Annotated in this window: 14 protein-coding genes; 4 read left to right on the forward strand and 10 right to left on the reverse strand. The window is 41.4% G+C overall.

The features are described 5' to 3' along the window. A complete protein-coding gene (locus BUQ87_RS09960; protein ID WP_074210091.1) occupies positions 1–687 on the reverse strand; it encodes a response regulator transcription factor in 687 nt (228 codons plus the stop codon). A gap of 212 nt (positions 688–899) precedes the next feature. On the opposite strand from BUQ87_RS09960, the gene BUQ87_RS09965 reads away from it, so the two are divergent. Further along, a complete protein-coding gene (locus tag BUQ87_RS09965; RefSeq protein WP_038263814.1) occupies positions 900–2237 on the forward strand; it encodes a zinc-binding metallopeptidase in 1338 nt (445 codons plus the stop codon). 137 nt (positions 2238–2374) lie between these two features. On the opposite strand, the gene BUQ87_RS09970 is transcribed toward BUQ87_RS09965, so the two are convergent. Beyond that, positions 2375–4582 (reverse strand): PAS domain S-box protein, encoded by a 2208-nt coding sequence (locus tag BUQ87_RS09970; RefSeq protein WP_038263812.1) that lies wholly within the window; start codon positions 4580–4582, stop codon positions 2375–2377. 328 nt (positions 4583–4910) lie between these two features. On the opposite strand from BUQ87_RS09970, the gene nox reads away from it, so the two are divergent. Then, entirely contained in the window at positions 4911–6245 is a 1335-nt protein-coding gene (gene nox / locus BUQ87_RS09975; RefSeq protein WP_038263809.1) for a H2O-forming NADH oxidase, read from the forward strand. A 133-nt stretch (positions 6246–6378) separates the two neighbouring features. Here the strand turns inward: nox and BUQ87_RS09980 are convergent, their stop codons facing one another. The 4 genes from BUQ87_RS09980 to BUQ87_RS15265 form a co-directional block, all read right to left on the reverse strand. Then, complete coding sequence (locus BUQ87_RS09980) at positions 6379–8742, reverse strand: glycyl radical protein (protein WP_038263806.1); 2364 nt, start codon at positions 8740–8742, stop codon at positions 6379–6381. Between the two features lie 44 nt (positions 8743–8786). Then, on the reverse strand, positions 8787–9452 hold the full coding sequence (locus BUQ87_RS09985) for a GntR family transcriptional regulator (protein ID WP_038263804.1): 666 nt from the start codon (positions 9450–9452) through the stop codon (positions 8787–8789). A 252-nt stretch (positions 9453–9704) separates the two neighbouring features. After that, positions 9705–11369 (reverse strand): EAL domain-containing protein, encoded by a 1665-nt coding sequence (locus tag BUQ87_RS09990; protein WP_052636041.1) that lies wholly within the window; start codon positions 11367–11369, stop codon positions 9705–9707. A gap of 656 nt (positions 11370–12025) precedes the next feature. Next, positions 12026–12193: a hypothetical protein gene (locus BUQ87_RS15265; protein WP_159434315.1), complete on the reverse strand. Its 168-nt coding sequence runs from the start codon at positions 12191–12193 to the stop codon at positions 12026–12028. 223 nt (positions 12194–12416) lie between these two features. Here BUQ87_RS15265 and BUQ87_RS09995 point away from each other — a divergent pair, with 223 nt between their 5' ends. Continuing rightward, entirely contained in the window at positions 12417–12794 is a 378-nt protein-coding gene (locus BUQ87_RS09995; protein WP_038263801.1) for a BlaI/MecI/CopY family transcriptional regulator, read from the forward strand. Next, on the forward strand, positions 12787–14565 hold the full coding sequence (locus BUQ87_RS10000) for a M56 family metallopeptidase (RefSeq protein WP_038263798.1): 1779 nt from the start codon (positions 12787–12789) through the stop codon (positions 14563–14565). The genes BUQ87_RS09995 and BUQ87_RS10000 overlap by 8 nt, the downstream gene beginning before the upstream one ends. A gap of 131 nt (positions 14566–14696) precedes the next feature. Here BUQ87_RS10000 and BUQ87_RS10005 read toward each other — a convergent pair whose 3' ends face one another. The 4 genes from BUQ87_RS10005 to BUQ87_RS10020 form a co-directional block, all read right to left on the reverse strand. Beyond that, positions 14697–16166 (reverse strand): DEAD/DEAH box helicase, encoded by a 1470-nt coding sequence (locus BUQ87_RS10005; RefSeq protein ID WP_038263794.1) that lies wholly within the window; start codon positions 16164–16166, stop codon positions 14697–14699. 155 nt (positions 16167–16321) lie between these two features. Continuing rightward, positions 16322–17167, reverse strand: a complete 846-nt coding sequence (locus tag BUQ87_RS10010; protein WP_038263792.1) for an undecaprenyl-diphosphate phosphatase — start codon at positions 17165–17167, stop codon at positions 16322–16324. Between the two features lie 262 nt (positions 17168–17429). Next, entirely contained in the window at positions 17430–18119 is a 690-nt protein-coding gene (locus tag BUQ87_RS10015) for a response regulator transcription factor (protein ID WP_038263790.1), read from the reverse strand. A gap of 60 nt (positions 18120–18179) precedes the next feature. Beyond that, complete coding sequence (locus BUQ87_RS10020; RefSeq protein ID WP_143182452.1) at positions 18180–19718, reverse strand: sensor histidine kinase; 1539 nt, start codon at positions 19716–19718, stop codon at positions 18180–18182. Between the last annotated feature and the right edge of the window lie 24 nt (positions 19719–19742).

The following is a 19742-nucleotide window of genomic DNA, read 5'->3' on the forward strand; positions in this document are numbered from 1 at the left end:
TTACTTCGACTCCATTCTGTATCCAAGGCACTTTATAGTCTTTATGTATTCGGGCGCCTTGGGGTTCTCTTCAAGCTTTTCTCTAAGCCTGCTTATGTGAACCATTATAGTGTTGTCGTCCCCCAGAAAAAACTCTTCCCAAACGTGCTCGTAAAGCTGCCTCTTTGTAAACACCCTGCCCTGGTTTTCCATGAAAAGCGTAAGCAGTTTGAATTCCTTGGCGCTGAGACTCAATGGGCTTGACCCCCTGTAAGCCTTGAACCCTTCCTTTTCAATCCTTATCTCCCCGTTTGTTATTACGCCTTCCAATTCTCTTGCGCTGTACTCCATGTATCTTCTAAGATGAGCCTTGCATCTGGATATCACCTCACCAATGCCAAAAGGCTTTGTAACATAATCATCCGCCCCCATGCCAAGAGCAAGAACCTTGTCCTCGTCAGCGCCCCTTGCAGTGAGAAAAATGACAGGTATCTCGCTGCTTTTTCTTATAAACGAAAGCACTTCAAAACCATCTTTTTCGGGAACCATTACATCAAGTATTGCAAGGCTTATGTCTGGCGTAAACCTTTCTATGGCTTCCTCTCCGTCAAACGCCTGCACCACTTCATACCCCTCGCCTTTCAGATGCATTTTTATCAGATTGTTTATGCCCCTGTCGTCTTCCATGACTAGTATCTTTATTTTCATGTCCAGTTCCTTTCCTCACTAAAACTTTTTGTAAAACTCTGCTTTTCACATTTCTATGATTTGAATTTACCACAAAGGCCTTTGCAATATCAAATGCCTTTAGGCTTAATTAAGATTAATTTAAGGATGCCTTATGCTACATGAAAGTTTGAATGGATAATATTTATGTATAAATAAAATATGCTACTTGTTGAACATGAAAGGAGACTGTTATGAATAAAAAACTTATATTAGCATCACTCTCGTTTATGCTTATCGCCTCAGGGGGCTGCGCATTAAAATCCAACACTGCGGAGTTGATGTTGACTTGCAAACCCGCTTTAGAGGCTTCGGTAAGCAGACATTCTTCAGGTCAAGAAGAATACGAAATGCCTTCCCTGAAGGAATACCTAGGCATAGATTACAGCAAGCTGGAAAGCAGCGATATAGAAGAGCTTGGAAAAATATATTCAAGCATAAAAGAGTTGTCTGTAAGCCCCTATGAAGATGACTCCGAGGAAATGGCGCGCCTTTGGCAGGATTTCGACAAAGAGCTTGAGTCCCTTGGTATAGCCGTGCCATTCCAAAGCTACGGCCAGTATTTAAATTCAATAAAACACAAGATCAGCTCCGAGGACTTTAACAAACTGCAGAAGCTGAGTGAAAATCTTGAAATTCTCAGCGAGGAGATTGAAGAGCTTTCTGACAACAATATAGTCAAACAAATCCAGGAAAAAGAAGATGAAATTTGGGAATGTTCAAATAAACTCGGAATGATTTTGAGCAAAAACGGAATAAACCCCGACGAGGTAAACTACCAAATTGAAAATCGCTCTGCGCTCTTGGCTCTGTTTGACGTTGAAAACAGCAAAATCAAGCTAAGCGATGCAAGTTTGAAAGGGGCCGATGAGATTTCAAAGGAAGACATGGAGCTTTACAAAGGGCTGTGGGCCGATTCGAAAAATCTCATCCCAGATGATTATCTGGATAAAATATCAAAATTCGAAATAAACACAGACGGATTTGAAAACGTAATGGCCCATGTCACTCCTGAAAATACAGATGCGAGCAGCTGGAGACTGGCAATAGACATAAGGGACGCACTCGATGCCGATAAAAAGCATACTGAAGAATTCAACAATACCGTGCTGCATGAGTTTGCCCACATAATGACTCTAAACAAGGACCAGATGATGCCGCTGAGAAATGAATACTCATTAAACTATACAGTAGAAGAGGGCACTCTCAAAAAAGAGTCTTACCTTAACCAGTTTTACAATAAGTTCTGGCTGGATATTATAGATGAGCACAGCGAAATAGAGAGTCTCGATATAACCGAAGACGAAAGATACGAAAAAAACACGGATTTCTACGAGAAACATAAGGACAGGTTTGTATCAGACTATGCAGCCACAAATCCCGCCGAGGACATAGCCGAAACATACAGATGCTTCATAACTCAGCCAAAGCCTTCTGGTGATTCAGTAAAGGACAAGAAGATACTTTTCATGTACCAGTTTGAAGAACTTGTTAATTACAGGAATGACATAAGAAAAGACCTGGGGTTGTAGTATTCTAGTCTCAAGTTTTGCTTAAAACACCAAAAGACATGTAATCTGATAAAACACAGACTTGCATGTCTTTTAATATGTTTATACTATGTTTAATTTCAAACACTCGCGATTGATATGTCCCATCATTTCATGTTTTACTCATTCATGCAATTTGCATTCATGAATTTTTCCACAATCTCCGGGTCAAACTGAGTGCCCGAATTCCTTTTGATTTCAGCCAACGCCTCTTTTGTTTCCATCTTTTCTCTGTACGCCCTGTCATTCGTCATTGCGTCGAATGCATCAACCACAGAAAGTATCCTTGAAAGCAACGGAATTTCCTCTCCCTTGAGCCCTCTTGGATATCCCCTTCCATCCCATCTCTCATGGTGGCAGAGTATATACTCCGCAACAGGTGAAATCTCCGATATGTTCTGGGCTATCCTAAAGCCCACCTCCGGATGCTTTTTGATCTCCCCCCATTCGCGGTTGGTAAGCGGTCCGGGCTTGTTTAAAATATTCTCGTCAATGGCGACCTTGCCTATATCATGCAGCTTTGCCAAAAGCCTGAGCTCTCCAAGCGCCTTTGACGTCAGATTCAAGCTTCTTCCTATGCATATGCAGGTGTTTTGCAGCCTATCTCCATGTTCGTCCATTTCACAGCTTTTTTCAAAAAGGGTTGCCATAAGAGCCTCTATGATGTTTTCCCTGTAGCCTTTCCCCTCGATTAGCTTGGTCTGATACATAAGCTCCTCGGCCTTTCTCATTACCTGCTTAAAATCTTCAATAGCATCAGTCTTTGTATCAGTTCCCAAAGCTATGCTGAGCTTTTGGTTCCCATCGCCTTTTTCACTGCAAACCCTTCTGATATTTTGCACTATTCCTTCTGCCGTTTCGCTATTTGTTTGGGGAAGCAGTATCAAAAACTCATCGCCGCCCCATCTGGCAATTATATCCTCACATCTGCAGCTTTTCTTTATTACATCTACCGCTTCAATTAAAAGCCTGTCTCCAGCATCGTGTCCAAACACATCATTCGTCAGCTTAAGCCCGTTGAGATCTCCCATTATAATGGATAGGGGCAGCTGGCAAGCTGTGTCTAGCCTCTTTATATTCTCCTCCATGAATCTTCTGTTATAAATACCAGTTAGAGAATCGTGATAGCTCAGGTAGATTATTTTTTCCTGCTGCTCTTTCTCTTTTGAAACATCCCTAAAAGCCATTACTGCTCCCATCAACTGCCCGTCTTCAGCTTTTATCGTAGCTATACTTTTTGATATGGGCTTTAGGGCTCCAGCTTTCACTCTAATTACAGCTGTTCCTTCTATTTTAGCCTCTTTCGTGCCCTTTAGCGCTTCAGTTACAGGGTCTTCAATCTCATCGCCCGAAATTTCATCTGCAAACTTGAATACATCCGAAAAACACCTTCCTTTCACCTCTTTTTCATCGTATCCCGTAATCTGCTGGGCGGTTTTATTTATAAGCTTTATACTGCCGTGTTCATCCGTTGTTATAACCCCGTCACCTATCGAAAAAAGTGTCGTTTTTAAAAGCTCCTTTTCCTCATACAGCCTTTTTTTATATTTTTCACGTCTTGTAACGTCAAATATGATCGAATAGAGCACTTTTGCGCCATTATATGTGATAGGGCACGAATAGACTTCTACAATTCTCGTTTCCCCGCTTTTCAGTCTGTGTGTGAAAATGAAATACTTCTGCTTTTTCTCAAGAGCCATAGTGCGGCGCATTTTCACCTCTTCATCGCTTAGCATATTTATATCCTGGATTTTCATATTGATAAGCTCTTCCCGTTCATATCCGTAAAAACTGCATGCAGAAGGGTTGGCCTCTATAATCTTGCCTGTAGAAGGCTCTATAATAAGCATTATAGCCGCATGCTCCCGGAACATTGCCTGGCGTATTTTCAAAAGGTTTTCCTTTTCCTCTGCCAATTTCTCTATTTGCTTTTTTTGTGACTCCAGCTTTTCAATCCTTTGCATCTCCTCAGTAACTTCCTGAAACACCACGGTAAAATACCCTTTTTCAAGAGAAAACGCACTCACCTTGTACCATCTGTCCAGGGCCTCCAAGTACTGTGTTATATCACGCCCTTTCCCGTCCATTGCAACCATGCCGTAAAATGCAACCCAGTCAAAGCCTCCATCCCTTATCCCCGGAATGACATCTACTACTCCCTTGCCTATTATTTCATCTCCCTTGAGACCTGTCATTTTTTCAAATGCTGGGTTGACGTCAAGGAATACATAGTCCTTTGGCTTTCCCTCGTGGTCAAGTATCACCTTGTGATATGCATATCCAAAGGGAGCCTGCTGTAAAACATCCCTGACAAAATTCTTTTCCACCTTCTCACCATCCTCAGCAAATCCTAAAATTATATATAGTTTAATTTTACCCTAACATATTGGGATTAACAAGCTTTGCCGCATTTGCAAACCGTCCGCTTGCATTTAGGTATTAACGCCTGTGTGCGCATTTGATTTCAATCAGCACTAGGGGTTTCAGGTCTCTTACATCACATCGCGCCACCCACATCAGCTTAGTGGATACTATTTTTCACAAAACTATTTGCTATTTTATTAACTGGTGGTATAATGTTGTTACAGCATTTTATACCTTTTTAGTATAGTTTCGATTTCTTAAAATAAATCCCATATCAGGAGGAGATACATAATGAGCAAAATTATCGTTGTAGGTGCAAACCATGCAGGTACTGCTGCCATAAATACCATTCTGTCAAACTGTCCGGATACGGATGTATCGGTTTTTGACTCAAATTCCAACATAAGCTTTTTGGGATGTGGAATGGCGCTTTGGATAGGAGACCAGATAAGCGGATCTGACGGTCTTTTCTACTCGAACAGAGAAAATCTCGAATCTTTAGGCGCCACTGTCCATATGGAGTCGCCGGTTGAGCATATCGACTTTGAAAATAAAATAGTCCATGCAACATTGAAAGATGGCACAAGGCATGAAGATAGCTATGACAAGCTGATACTTGCCACGGGATCTTGGCCTATAGTTCCTAATATTCCAGGAATAGACCTTGGGAACGTACAGCTGGTAAAGCTTTACCAGCACGCCGAAGAAGTAATAGAAAAGATTAAAAATCCAGATATAAAAAATGTAACTGTTGTAGGCGCAGGATACATAGGAGTGGAGCTTGCAGAGGCATTTGAGCGCCACGGCAAAAACACTACCCTTATAGACATAGCACATACATGCCTTCCTTCATATTACGACGAAGGCTTCACAGCCCTAATGAGGGAAAACCTTGAAAAGCATGGCATCAACCTTGCATTCGGCGAAAGGGTGACTGAGATAAAGGGAAATGGAAAAGTCGAGGAGGTGGTGACTGACAAGAACACATACAAGTCAGACATGGTTGTTCTTTGCATAGGATTTACGCCCAACACTTCACTTGGAAAAGACAATATTGATACTTTTAAAAACGGCTCATATCTTGTAGACAAGAGGCAGCAGACAAGCATACCTGACGTATACGCGATAGGGGACTGCGCAACAGTATACGATAATACCATCGACGCTCCAAACTACATCGCACTTGCAACAAACGCAGTAAGGTCTGGAATAGTGGCAGCTCACAATGCATGCGGCACAGATATTGAATCCGTAGGGGTGCAGGGCTCCAATGGAATATGCATATACGACCTAAAGATGGTTTCAACAGGGCTGACATTAAACAAGGCAAAAGAGCTTGGAATAGACGCTCTTTCAACCGACTTTGAAGACCTCCAAAAGGCGGATTTCATACAATCCGAAAACCCAAATGTAAAGGTAAGGATAGTATACGATGCTAAAACGAGGGTAATACTTGGAGCCCAGATGGCATCCACTTATGACATGTCAATGGGAATACACATGTTCTCGCTTGCAATACAGGAAAAAGTGACAGTAGACAAGCTCGCACTGACGGACATATTCTTCCTTCCACACTTCAACAAGCCTTACAACTATATAACTATGGCGGCAATTACCGCAAAATAGTACGGGAAGTATAAAAATATCACAAAAACTGCGGCTGATTGTTTATAAAGCCGCAGTTTTTACTCTATTTCAATATAGATTACATTCCAGGATATTGACCCGTCCTTAGTATATTTCCATACATATGTTCACGCTATACAGTATCATAAGTTGTTCTTTCTATTATTGCATCCTGCATCTCCCTTGAAAGGTTTATAAACTGGGTGCTGTAGCCTGCAACCCTTACAAGAAGGTCTCTGTGGCTTTCAGGATCGCTTTGAGCCTTTCTGAGCGTTTCTGCAGATATTACATTGAACTGCACGTGGAATGCTCCAAGAGAAAAGCATCCCCTTATCAGAGCCGCCATGTTTGAAATTCCGGTCTCATCCCGTACTATGTCAGGTGAAAGCTTCACATTCAAAAGAGTTCCCCCCGAGTGCACATTATGATCTATCTTGCTTGCAGACCTCATTGCCGCTGTAGGGCTTGTGACATCCGTTCCAGCATGAGGCGACACCCCTTCCGTAAGAGGCGTTTTCGAAAGCCTTCCATCAGGCAGCGCTCCTACGACCTTTCCAGTTGGCACATAATTTGATATCCCCATGAAAGCCGAATTGAATGGCGACCCGAAAAAGTCCCTGTATTTTTTAATCTCTCTGTTGTAAAATTCAGCTATCTCTGCCGCCATATTGTCCACATAGTCGATGTCATTCCCGTATTTAGGGCATTCTACCGCGGCCTTTCTAAGCTGCTCATGACCCTGCCAGTTGGCATCTAAAGCCTCATTTAGCTCTTCAAGTGAAACCGCTTGTTTTTCAAACACAAGCCTTCTGACAGCCGCAAGCGAGTTGGCAACGTCTGCAACACCTATTCCCGTAAGCACAGGTCCAACATTGTATCTGGCACCCCCTCTGCTGAGGTCCTTTCCGCTTTGGATGCAGCCGTCCACCAAAAGTGAAAGGAAAGGCCTTGGCACGATCTCGCCGTGTATCTGCTGCGCCACAAGCGTCGCGATTACGGAATGCTTTATAAGGTTTGAAAGCTGTCTGAAATACGCCTGCTTGACATCTTCAAATCTTGAAAGCAATGACATGTCTTCTCTAACACCCATAATCTCGCCGGTTATTCTGCTCTTTCCGTCATTCAGCGCATATTCAAGCGCTGCAGCCAGGTTGATATTAGCTGCGGCGGTCCACTCTCCTATTTTCCTGAAGTGTGGAACAACGCATCCGCAGTTGCTCCAGTCCATAGCGTCCTCTGGTGAAAGCCCCGCCTCAATTAGCATTTTTGCTCCAACGTCATCGTTGTGAACGGCGGGAAAGCCCATGCCCTTGCTTATAAGAGAGCATACCTTGACCAAAAACTCCTTCGGGCAGTCCCTGTGTATACGGACGCTAAGCCCCGGCTGGTGGGTCTTTAGCATCTGCGTAGCTTCAATGCACATGTATGAGATCTCGTTTGTAGCGTCGCTTCCGTCCCTTTTTCTTCCGCCTACAGTTAGGTTTTGGAATGCATTGTAGCCCGCAAAATACTGGGATGTGTTTTTGGATATCGCCCATACCCACTCTGAAAGCTTAAGCCACAGCATGTTTATGAGCTCCTGAGCCTTTTCCCTTGTGATTTTTCCAGCCCTTATGTCCCTTTCGTAAAGAGGATACATGTACTGGTCGAATCTTCCCAGGTTGAGTGCAAGCGAATTCTCGGAAAGTATCTCTCCCAGCTGAACAAACCACACCGTCTGGACTGCCTCGTGGAAGCTCTGAGGAGGGTTCTCAGGCACATTCGCGCAGGCAAACGCAATGTCCAAAAGCTCTTTTTTGCGCTGCCCATCAGGCTCTGCCTTGGCCGCTTCAACAGCGGATGCAGAATACCTTCTTGCAAGGTTTATTATTGCATTGCTCGTTTTTATTGCCGCCTTGTAAAAATGTATCTTCTCAATAGACTCTGCCGAAAGGGGCTCAAGTGAATCCAAATGCTCTTTCGCCTCTTTTATTATTCCCCTGAATCCCTTTTTGAATATTATGTCCTGGTAGTCCGGGGTTATCTCACCAACGGCACTTCTCCACTTTGAGTCATTGTCTACTATACCCGTATCGACTGCTATTTTTGCAGTCTCCCTTGGAAGCCTTGCTAGGAATGTCTCCTCAAGCGACTTTCCCTTCCAGTACGGGAAAACCTCTCTTCTTAATATATCCTTTTGCTCGTCTCCAATGAGATATGGGTCCTGCTCCCTTTCGGAAAAACCGTCCATCTCCTCTTCCACCCATTTCCACGAAAACTCCGGACATATGAATCCCGATCTCTTGAATTTTCCTGGTGTCCCTACTATTACCTCACCTTCAAATATGTTTACGGGTATTTCAGCGCAAACCTTTTGAAACGCCTTCGCCCGCCTTATTATAAGCGGCTGCCCTTCAGTTTCCATGTGCGACTTTGTAAATGCTACCGCCCTTTCAACGCATATTGAAGGTTTAGTATTTACATAGTCAAGTCTCATCTTCTCTATTCGGCTACACATATAAACAGCTCCCTCGATTATAATATAGTCAAATACCCTTTTTACTACTGGCTTTCCCTTAAAAATTCAACAAGAGTATCACTTGCATTTTTCATATGCTTTTCAAGCACCCTTGCTGCCTTTTTGGCGTTCTTTTCACTGCACGCCCTCAAAAGCTCATAATGCTCCTTTTGGGATGTAGGATGGTACTTCATGTCCAAGAGGTAAAGTCTCATATACCTCTCCACGTTTATGTGGAGGTTGTATATCATTTCAAGAAGCATGGGTCTTTTGCACGCCCTGTACAGTGTATCGTGAAACTCCCAGTTTAGGCGGCTGAGCTCCCTTCCCTTTTTTTCAGTCTCCATCCTCTCCAGTATATTTCCTGCCTTTTGAATGTCCTCCTGTGTCAGGTTCTCTATTGCAAATTCTATGGCTCCCTTTTCAAGCAGTATCCTTATTTCAAATATCTCCCTGCCCTCGTCTGCAGAAAGCTTCGTAACAAATGCTCCCTTGTTCGGTGAAATTTTTACAAGACCTTGGGCTTCGAGTCTCCTCAAAGCCTCCCTGACAGGAGTCAGGCTTACGTTGAAAAAGCCCGCGATCTCCTCCTGTTTCAGCTGCTCCCCTCCCTTAAGTTCACCGTTGAACACCGCCTCTTTGAGTGCCTGCGCTATAATGTCCGGCATTGCCTTTTTATCCAGTCTGTTCTTGAAAATGTTCTCTTTCATGTTTTTATTCTAGCATGAAAATTCAGAATAAATTTTATAATTCATAATATATATTGTATACTTAATAAGTTATAATTTTTTACGTTCTGAAAATATTGTGCCTGCTCTGGCTCTGATTGCAATCTGTACTTTCGAAAACTCAGGATTTAATAATACAATTATGTCTCCAAATAACAACAGCAATTAAATCACGGCCACGACAACTACCCCTGCCAGGCTTTCACTGGCAAGGGGTATGCATAATTCTCTATTTTAGTTGAGCATTTTTTCAATATCTTCGAATGGAAGCGGTTTACTAAAAAGATAGCCCTGGTATTCGTCTGAACCAATAGCTCTTAAAAAATTCAACTGTGTAGTCGTTTCAACTCCCTCAGACACTACTTTTATGCCCAAATTTTTGGCCATTGTTGTCATCGCCTCAATAATAGATTCATCTTTTGCATCCCGGCCGATCCCATCAACAAATATTTTGTCGATTTTTAGTTCGTCTATTGGGAATGTCTTTAAGTAGTTCAAAGATGAATAGCCTGTTCCAAAGTCATCTAGTGATATTTTTATATTCATCTTTTTTAATTGTTCTAAAATCCTGTTCGTATTTTTAATATCTTCCATGGCGGCAGTTTCAGTAATTTCTATTGCTATATATGATGGGTCAATATCCGCATTTATTAATATGCTTTCCAGTGTATTTACAAAATCTCTTTGATTAAATAATTTTGCAGAAATATTTACTGAGATGTTAACAGGTATTGAGTTTTTGCTGTTCCAACTTCTGATTTGCAGACAAGCCAATTCCAATACTTGCTTATCAATCTCTTTAATTAGGCCTGTTTCTTCCGCTATAGATATAAAATAGTCCGGATAAACAAGCCCTAGTTCAGGGTTGTTCCACCTTACCAAGGCCTCCAATCCTGAAATTGCTCCTGTTTGAATATTAACCTTGGGCTGGTAATGGAGAATAAATTCTCTTTTAATTAAGGCGTTTCTTAACTCCTGTGTAACTTTAAGTTTTTCCTCCGCACATTCATTCATAGCATCGTTGTAAAATATGTAATTGTTTCTGCCGGCTTCTTTTGCCTTATACATTGCAATGTCTGCATTCTTAAATAACATTTCCGTATTCATTTCATAATCATGCAACGTGGCAATACCAATACTACAGGAAAGATATACTTCTTTTTCATTTATAGTAAATGGGTGCTTGAATGAATCGATAATCTTTTTTGCAGTGAATTCTAATTCTTTTATGTCTTCTTTATTTTGAATCACCAGTATAAACTCATCTCCACCCAAACGAGCAACCATATCTTCTTTTGCGATGCCTTTTAGCCGATGGGCTACAAGCTGTATAATACCGTCTCCAAAATAATGCCCCAATGTGTCATTTATTACTTTAAACCGGTCCAAGTCAATAAACAATATGCCCGCTTTACTTTTTTTCTCAAATGCCTCTTTAATTATTTCTGTGAGATGTTTTTCAACATGTCTTCTATTTGGCAAATTTGTTAATTGATCATAAAGTACAGAATATCTTAATTCCTCCAGAATGGTTTCTTTTTCTTCGAGTGACCTATAAAACCCATATGTAATTAACAATAGACCTAATCCAAAAAATATGCCCTCAAACAAATAACTTTGCCATTCTGGAATTTCAATGAATTTCAATTCATCCACCATATCATAGAATACGGATATGGATAAAAATCCCCAGCCCATGGTCAAATATCTTATTTTAAACCCAAATGAAATAAAAAGGCAAATTGAAGTAAAAATAAAGTAAATGCCTTCCAATATGAAATCTTTGTAATCCGTTTCCAGATTGTTTTTTATTAAAATCATAGTTGTTATAAAAAGTAATAAAGTCAACCCCACAATAAATCCTATTTTCTTTTGTTTTTCTATAATCTTATCATCCATAAATTTCCCATCCCCGCTAGTATTTTAAAACCGCATCCACATGGCTATATTTTTTCACTTTCCTTGTATAAATAATACTCATATATGTATCAAAAACAACGCTATTAAAATTTGCCTTGTTCACCATTTTATGGACGGAAAACCAATTCTTTCATTACGTAAACCAATTATGCATAAACAGTAATGCTTTAGTCCGACATTTCAGTAGGACATATTCACCATATTGTATCGTGCATTTTCTCAAAAGTCAAAATTTATTTTACATCATCGATATCATCTACGCCTAGTAAATCTCCAAACCACCTGATATTATAAGTAGTTCCCGTATTTTTATTATACCCCTGTTATTAAAATATAAAATTTTTTGTGGCCATCAGTATACCTAATATTTATATTTTACAAAAAAGAAAAAAGCCCTTAAAAATTAAAAAAGGCTTTTTGATTAATTTGTCAAAAACCTGGAATGAACAGCTCCATTCCATTTATCCTTTGTCATAGAATTCATCTTTTTTAAAAAACAAAACATAAATATCCACTATGTAATCCACAAGTTTAGCCACGTCATTAAACACAAATGTAAAATCCATAAACGACTCTCCCTAAATACTTCCCTTTTCTCTAAAGCTGCCATATCTAAATTCCGTCCAAAATCCCAATTACCCTGCTAGCTCTTTTATCATGCTCTCAGTCAGCTTGACTCCAAGCCCATGAGAATAATCCATTATAAGCTTCTCCCTTATCCTGTTTGAACACCTCTTTAATCTAAGCTCACCTGCAAACAGCCTTATAAATTCTATCCTTTTTTTGAAAATAACAACACACATAGCATAACCTCCAAAAAATATTTTCCATTTTAAAATCAATACGGATGATATTATTTTTTTAAGGCACCATTTTGAAAACTTTTTTTAATTTAATGCAAATTTAAGTGTTCAACCAAATACTGGCATCAAAACCATCTTGATAGGCAGTTAAAAGCAATTGACTTTTTGCAATTACAAGTGTAATATATGTTTGTAATTACATTTGTAATAGAAAGGATGTCACATGAAAAAAATACCTAAGATTTCAGATGCAGAATATGAGATTATGAAAGTCATATGGGAAAATGAACCTCTTACAGCCGCCGATATAGTCAGTATTGTTGACAGTGAAAGCTGGAATGAAAACACAATAAGGACAATGGTCAACAGGCTTCTTAAGAAAGCTGCCATCGGATATAAAAAAAATGGCAAAGCCTATATATACCACTCCCTTATAAGCTCTGGCGAATACAAAAAATTTGAAGGCATGAGCTTTTTGAAAAAGATCTATGGAGGTTCTATAAGCGCAATGTTTGCAAATCTGGTTAATGGCGAGGAGATATCCAAAGACGAGCTCAATGATTTAAAAGAGCTGTTGGAAAAGGAGCTCGGCAATGAATAACTTTGCAGCCTTGCTTGCGCTAATGTCACTGAAAACATGTATGCTTTTCGCTGCAATTGCCGCAGTCAAAAAACTTTTGGGAAAGCTTCTGACTCCCTCTTTGCACTACATAGTATGGTTTTTGCTGTTTGCATCACTTACTCTTCCAAGCCTTCCCAAAAGCGATATTAGCATATACACTCTATTCGACGTGCATAGCGCAGCTGGATCGGGATTCAAGTCCCAAGACATATTCTTAGGAGGCAAAGGACAGTCAAACCTGGCTGCAGACCTCTTTTATGAAGAAAATCCACATGCGGCTTCGGAGGCATCTGCTGAAAAAAACAGCAATTCAGCCGCTGCTGGAAATGGATTTAACATCGCAAACAGCTGGGCATTTGTGCTGTGGGCGGCTGGAACTCTTTGTTTCGCATGCATTTCTCTCTTTAGTATGCGCCGCTCCATAATCACGGCTAAATCAGAAGCTGAAAGCTCAGACTTCGCGCTAGATGAAATGCTGGCAGAATGCCGGGAAAAGCTGAATGTAAAAAAGGATGTCAAAGCCGTGTTTTCAAAAAAGTTCAGTTCCCCGTGCCTTTTCGGCGTTATAAATCCGGTTATATTCATACCTGAAAGCCTGAAGGATATTGAGCATAACAAGCTTGAAATGATACTGCTTCACGAACTGGCCCACTGCAAGAGAAATGACATAGTCATAAACATATCAATTCTAATATACCAGTGCATATACTGGTTCAATCCTGTCGTCGTATACGCATTTCAAATGATGAAAAGCGACATGGAACCGGCATGTGACTCCATTGTGATTGAAATCATAGGAATGCAAAACGCCAAGGAGTATGGAATGGTTCTTTTGGATACAATCGAAAAAATCTCCATCCACAAATCAAGCCCGCTGACTGCGGGAATCAGCGAAAATAAAAAACAGCTCAAAAGGAGGATTCTAATGATAGGAAAACACAGTAAAAAATCAAAACTTGCAATAGTCACGGGAATACTGGCTATGCTTCTCGTTGGATGCGGATTTTTAAGCGAACCCACAGGTAAAGTATCAAATGAGACTCCAGCTTCTGAAAACACCACTCAAGTTGAAGGCTCCGAGCAGTCTGAAAATGCCCGGGAAGCTGGAATTGTCGCGGGAGAGGAAATGACAAGGGAATTAGCGGAAAGCTTCCTAAGTAACAAGGACGGCCTTGCAGGCTCGAATTCACCGGATTCGCTCGAAAGGTTTAACCCCTACATCTCTACATACTATGTCGGGCTTGAACATTACAAATCCAAAGATATTTCCACAGATTTTGTGAGCGAGTCAGTATACCCGATAAAATCCTCCGAGGAGAGCAGCGGGCTTTACGTTTGCATGGATTCTGAAAGCAATATACTCGATATTAAAATAGACGAATTCAATGGAATGACAAGCAAATCATATGCCAAAAGCAAGTACATTGTAACCTTCTATGCTAGAATGAGCGGTCTGTACCCAGAGGATGACGGCTTTAGCGACGACGACATACTGGGCTTTTCAGGAAGCATCTACGAATTCGATGAAAAATTCAAAACAGGCGGATCTGCTGTGACAGCCAAAAAATCCGATATGGATTTGGAGCTTCACTTCTACCCTGTATATGTGAAGGAAAGCGGTTCAGCCGTAGGCGGTGTTTATGTCCTCACAGACGACTCGAATATAGTTAGCATATTTACGGATTTGAACCAGTTTAGATTTGAAAATCTCGAAAGGTATTTTTCATACCCAGACAAAAATATGAAATAGCCCCGGCTGGCATATGCGCTTTCGAAATCACAAATCCTTTTTATATCAATATAAAAAGAGCTGTTTCCCAACTGGGAAACAGCTCTTTTTCATTAGCATTTTGTCGCACATAACAGTTCATTGCAGCCAATCTATATTTTAAAATACTCTTTGGCATCATCGTCGGCCTTGCTAACTCTTCTAAGCCTTCCCTTTATAGGCTTGCTTTGAAGCTTTTCAAACACCATCTCGCCCTTGTTGTTGAGTATCTCCACGAATGTCGATATGTCCAGCACGTTTATAATTCCTATGTCCTCGGCAGTCATGCCCTCTATGCTACAGAGAGTCCCCACAATGTCCACAGGCCTCATCTTTGTCTTTTTACCCGCGTTTATGTGAAGCTTCATTATTTCCCTGCTGAGCTTTGCGCCCTTTTCTTCTTTTATCTGCGGTCTTTTGCTTATCTTTTCCTCGAACTCCTGCTTAAGCGATTCCACAATTTCCTTTTGAGGCGCTTCCTTGAGTACAATCTCTTTATCTATATACTCGTGTATGTCATTTAAAAATCCGTTTTCTCCCCTGCTTACAAATGTTATAGCCCTGCCGGTTTTGCCCGCGCGCGCCGTTCTTCCTATCCTGTGGACATAGTTTTCACGGTCCTGGGGTATGTCGTAGTTGATTACATGGGTTATATTGTCTATGTCTATGCCTCTTGCCGCAACGTCCGTAGCCACAAGATACCTGAAGCGTCCCTGCCTGAAATTATTCATGACCTTGAGCCTGTCGCTTTGCTGCATTCCTCCGTGGATTTTGTCGCAGGTGTAATCAAGCCTTGAAAGCCCTCTGCAGACCTCGTCAACCTTTTGCTTTGTGTTGCAGAATATAATGCAGCTGTCCGGGTTTTCAACTATTGTTATATCCCTTAACAGCTCCATCTTGTCATCTTGGCATACGCTGTATCTCTCCTGGACTATCCTGTCCGCCGCCTTGCCCTTTGATTCTATCTCGACATATACCGGCTCTTTAATGTATTTATCGCACAGCCGCTGTATGTCCGAAGGCATCGTGGCCGAAAAAAGCATTGTCACCCTGTCTTTGGGAAGGCTTGATATTATGGTTTCAACCTGCTCCAAAAATCCCATGTTGAGCATCTCATCGGCCTCGTCTATTACAAAATATTTTATCTGCGACGTATCGAATGTCCCTCTTTCTATATGGTCTATAACCCTGCCAGGAGTTCCCACAACCACATGGGCCTTTTGCCTTAGCTCCCGTTCCTGTCTTCTGTAAGGCGACTTTCCATACAATGGGCATGTTTTAATCCTTTTAAACCTTCCTATGTTGAAAAAGTCCTCGCCCACCTGTATCGCCAGCTCTCTGGTAGGCGTTATAACCAGAGCCTGGGGCTTGTTCTCTTCCCAGTCAACCATCTGGCAGACTGGAATTGCAAATGCGGCGGTCTTTCCGCTTCCAGTCTGCGACTTTACCACTATGTCCTTCTCTTCAAGCGCAAAAGGGATGACCTCGCTTTGCACCTTTGTGGGGCTTTTGAAATTAAGCATGTCTACTGCCTTTAATATGTCATTGCCCAGCTTGTAATCCTTGAAACTTTTATTTATCATCTGTTCAACTCTTTCCTTATTATAGTCTTCTCATTATATCACATTGGACTTATAACCGCTTCCCTCAATATTTCGGCGCAAACAAAAAAGACCCAGTGACAAATCATGTGCACTTAAGTCTTAAAGTTTTAATTTTCTTGTGATTTTAAACGGCTCTAAAACAGTCCCATAAAACCTGCCGAAAGCACTACAACTGCAAATGCCATTCTGTAAAATGCAAATATTCTCATAGGTCTTTTCTTCAGGAATGATATGAACTTGTTTATAACCATAAGCGCAACTATGAAAGATACTACAAACCCTACGACAAGCGAGGTCAGTTCCTGAGGAGTGATATTCGATACTCCTCCGACTTTAAGAAGCTTCAATATGCTCATTCCCACCATCACAGGTATTGCAAGGAAAAATGAGAATTCAGCCGCTGCAACTGTCGAAAGCCCCGACACCCATCCCCCTATTATTGTAGAAGCCGAGCGCGACATCCCCGGAATTATCGCCAGGCACTGGAAAGCTCCTATAAGCCATGCCTGCCTCATAGTTACACTGAGTTCACTGGATCTTATTCTATTTTTCCTGAACTTGTTCTCAGCATATATCATGCCTATCCCACCAATAAAAAGCGTAGCTGCAACAGATGTGGGCGTGAAGAAGTACTTCTCTGCCAGATCGTCAAGCAGTATTCCAAAGACCCCCCCCGGAATGCATGCTATGAAGATCATGAACCAAAACCTAAAGCCTGACCTTTCATATCCGACCTGCTGCGGGAAGAAATTCATAAGCGTATCCTTTATCTTCTTCCAGTACAGTATTACAACCGCAAGTATGGCTCCAAGCTGTATTACATATGTATACATCTCTACATAGTTTTTGCTTGTGCCATCAAATCCCATTAATTTCTGGAAAATCACGAGATGCCCCGTCGAAGACACCGGCAAAAACTCCGTCATACCCTCGACAATCCCGAGTATTATTGATTTTAGTATAAAAAGTATTGTTTCCATGCTCAGCTTATGTCCTCTCTTTCAAAATATATTGCTATCATAGTCGCTGATGTGGCAAGTATTTATTATACATCACTTCTTTTATTTATTCTACACGATAACACAATAATTTGTCTTATAAAATTCTTAAATTTTATTGATGCAATCAAATGTAAATATCCAATAGGGCAATTATATAGATTCGGAATACTATTGCATTATTACAGTTTACACTTAAAGGACATTGGCTTGTATTTGCCACGGCAATGTCTTTACATTTGAATCAAGCTTTGAACTTGTAGCCTACCCCCCACACAGTAAGTATATATTCCGGGTTTGAAGGGTCAAATTCTATTTTTTCCCTCAGCTTTCTAACGTGAACTGTGATTGTAGGAATGTCGTTGTCGGAGTCAAATCCCCATACCTTTGTGAATATCTCTTCCTTCGAAAACACCTTGTTGGGAGTTGACGCCAAAAGCAGTAAAAGGTCGTATTCCTTCACTGTAAGCTCGACTTCTCTTCCGTTCACGAAAACCATTCTAGCCTCAGGATCAATAGAAAGTCCTCTGATTTCAATTCTCTTGCTCTTTGGCTGACCGGAAGACTTGAGCATGTCATACCTGCTTAAATGGGCCTTGACTCTTGCAATAAGCTCATTTGGACTAAAAGGCTTCGTAATATAGTCGTCTATTCCAAGCCCAAGCCCTCTTAGCTTGTCTATCTCTTCAGTCCTTGCAGTGACCATTATGATAGGGATGTCCTTTATCTTTCTGATGTCCTTGCAAATCTGGAATCCGTCTATTCCCGGAAGCATCACATCGAGCATCACAAGGTCAAATTCCCCATTTATGGCCTTTTCGAGCCCGCATATCCCATCTGTTTCCACCACAACTTCAAAACCTGATATTTCAAGATAGTCTTTTTCAACTTCTCCTATTGATATGTCGTCTTCCACAATCAATATTCTCTTCATAAAATCACCCTACCAATCATTGCAGACCTAATCTATGCTTTATGCTCCATTTAAGTCCGCTTATATTTTTTGGAGCGTTATAATAATTTCAAGTCCTTCCCCCGGAAGGCTTATAGCCTCTATGCTTCCCCCGTGCTGCTCAACTATGGTCTTTGCTATTGCCAGTCCAAGACCGCTTCCAGGCTGCTGGTGGCTTCTGGCCTCGTCCGCCCTGTAGAACTTTTCAAATATCCTGTCCAGCTTGTCTTGTGGCACGCCCACTCCGTTGTCCTTTATGCTTAGCTGAACCGCAGGCACTTCATTATACACTGTATTTTTCATGTTCACATCAATAACAAGTGTCTCCGTTTTTGCGTATTTTATGGAATTTGTAATTATATTAAGCACAACACGCTTCATTTTCTCCACGTCCACTTCGACCGTCTCTCCTTCAGGCAGGTCGGCATGGTAGCGGATTTCAATTGGACTATCGGCTATATCGTATCTGAATTCATCTATTATATCCTCCATGACTGCATTGAAGTTTACATTATAGAATGTATAGTTTCCAATACCTGTTTCCAGCTCACTGAATGTCTTGAGCTCTTCGAGCATGCTGTCCATATCCTGAACTTTCCTGTGTATGTTGGAGAGATATCTGTCCATTTTTTCCGGCGTGCTGACAACCCCGTCTCTTATGGCGTCAATGTGTATCTTTATGGATGTCATTGGCGTTTTGAGGTCATGCGACAGGTTCGCAAGAAACTCCTGCCTTGTCTTTTCAATCTGACGGCGGTACTTCCTGCCCGCATCCAAATCTACAATCATGTCATTTATCGCAAGCACAAGCTCATTTAGAACCCCCCTTGCACGGCTTTTCATCCTGTAGCTGAAATTCCCGTCTCTCACCTGGTTTGTTGCCTGTATAATGTCGTCTATAGGCCTTGTGATTTCCCTCGACATCCTGTATGAAAAGAACGCCTGCATGAGCGCCATCATTCCTATTATGAGTATTAAGTTTTGCATAACCGCCTGTGAAATCCTGCCTGGTATGTTTGTGAATTTTCGAAGTATGAATATGCTTCCTTCATCGCCGTCATTAAAGTAAAAGTCCGTCTGGCGCTGCACTACATAGCCAGTCTTCACGAAAAGCTCCTGATTGTTTGTCTCCATTCCGCCCTTGAACTTTGGCAGGACATCCCCCCCTAGACCCTTCATCTTTTCAGTGACTTCCTTCCCTGCCTTTGTGCTGAGGTCATTTACAGATATAACCTGGTCGTTTCTTCTTATCAGGACTATCATCTCATAGCGCCTTATCTCGTCCTCATTGAGTATCACATCATGATTCTTGACGTTGAGTACACTGTCCGGGTTTTCGAGTATCAAATTGTTAAAGTACCTCGAAGTATACTCTGATGAATTATACCGCTCCATCTGCCATATTTCCCGGTTGAAAAACTCGGGATTCGTTAGGAATATGAACGCCTTTGGGCCGTACAGCATGTAATTGTATGAAATGAGAATTACGATGGGGATAAGGAGTGAAATCATCCACATGAAAAACATCTTGCCCCTGAGCTTTCGAGTCCCTCCAGAAATTCTATCACGTTTTTTTTCCATTTCAGTCACCTTTCAAATATGCAC

This window comes from Peptoclostridium litorale DSM 5388 (assembly GCF_900141635.1).
GTDB classification, from domain to species: domain Bacteria; phylum Bacillota; class Clostridia; order Peptostreptococcales; family Peptostreptococcaceae; genus Peptoclostridium; species Peptoclostridium litorale.

Bases quoted from the DNA above. Each gene is read 5' to 3' on its own strand.
- BUQ87_RS09960 (WP_074210091.1), bottom strand. From the start codon at position 687: ATGAAAATAAAGATACTAGTCATGGAAGACGACAGGGGCATAAACAAT.
- BUQ87_RS09965 (WP_038263814.1), top strand. From the start codon at position 900: ATGAATAAAAAACTTATATTAGCATCACTCTCGTTTATGCTTATCGCC.
- nox (WP_038263809.1), top strand. From the start codon at position 4,911: ATGAGCAAAATTATCGTTGTAGGTGCAAACCATGCAGGTACTGCTGCC.
- BUQ87_RS09980 (WP_038263806.1), bottom strand. From the start codon at position 8,742: ATGTGTAGCCGAATAGAGAAGATGAGACTTGACTATGTAAATACTAAA.
- BUQ87_RS09985 (WP_038263804.1), bottom strand. From the start codon at position 9,452: ATGAAAGAGAACATTTTCAAGAACAGACTGGATAAAAAGGCAATGCCG.
- BUQ87_RS09990 (WP_052636041.1), bottom strand. From the start codon at position 11,369: ATGGATGATAAGATTATAGAAAAACAAAAGAAAATAGGATTTATTGTG.
- BUQ87_RS15265 (WP_159434315.1), bottom strand. From the start codon at position 12,193: ATGTGTGTTGTTATTTTCAAAAAAAGGATAGAATTTATAAGGCTGTTT.
- BUQ87_RS09995 (WP_038263801.1), top strand. From the start codon at position 12,417: ATGAAAAAAATACCTAAGATTTCAGATGCAGAATATGAGATTATGAAA.
- BUQ87_RS10000 (WP_038263798.1), top strand. From the start codon at position 12,787: ATGAATAACTTTGCAGCCTTGCTTGCGCTAATGTCACTGAAAACATGT.
- BUQ87_RS10005 (WP_038263794.1), bottom strand. From the start codon at position 16,166: ATGATAAATAAAAGTTTCAAGGATTACAAGCTGGGCAATGACATATTA.
- BUQ87_RS10010 (WP_038263792.1), bottom strand. From the start codon at position 17,167: ATGGAAACAATACTTTTTATACTAAAATCAATAATACTCGGGATTGTC.
- BUQ87_RS10015 (WP_038263790.1), bottom strand. From the start codon at position 18,119: ATGAAGAGAATATTGATTGTGGAAGACGACATATCAATAGGAGAAGTT.
- BUQ87_RS10020 (WP_143182452.1), bottom strand. From the start codon at position 19,718: ATGGAAAAAAAACGTGATAGAATTTCTGGAGGGACTCGAAAGCTCAGG.